Annotated in this window: 1 protein-coding gene; it reads left to right on the forward strand. The window is 48.1% G+C overall.

Annotated features, from left to right (window positions below; all coding sequences use genetic code 11):
- Nucleotides 1-8 precede the first annotated feature (8 nt).
- Entirely contained in the window at nt 9-380 is a 372-nt protein-coding gene (locus ACTHUR_RS19095) for a DUF488 domain-containing protein (RefSeq protein ID WP_049343727.1), read from the forward strand.
- Nucleotides 381-495: the final 115 nt, after the last annotated feature.

Consider the following 495-nt stretch of genomic DNA (forward strand, 5'->3'; position numbering starts at 1 on the left):
GAGAAAAAATGTTTACCGTACAGCGCATTTACGCCTATCAACCCGATTCTAAACAAACCGCCGTCTTTATTGACCGCCTCTATCCGCGCGGCGTCCATAAAGAAGTTTTCGCCACTACGCTTTGGCTGAAAGACATTACACCCAGCGCAAACCTGCGCCGCTGGTATCATGAAAATCCGGCTCAAAATTTTGACGGTTTTGTCAGCCGTTATCACGAAGAGCTGCAAGGCGATGCCGAGCAGGCCGCCATCAAGCGGCTGCTGGATTTGGAAAAACAGCATGGCAATATCTTGTTGCTGACCGCCGTCAAAGACCCCCGACATTCCCACGTCTCCGCACTGGCTCAATTTTTGGGTGCAACGTTTGAATATCGCGATTAAAAAACAGTATTTGCACCGGATACAAAAAGGCCGTCTGAAAACAAGGTTTCAGACGGCCTGCTATTTTCAAATCAAGAAGGATAACGGTGTGCCACCAATTTTCCGTCTATGTATT

It is taken from the genome of Neisseria sp. P0021.S007, assembly GCF_051956855.1.

Coding starts and splice junctions, on each gene's coding strand:
- ACTHUR_RS19095 (WP_049343727.1), top strand. CDS start 9: ATGTTTACCGTACAGCGCATTTACGCCTATCAACCCGATTCTAAACAA.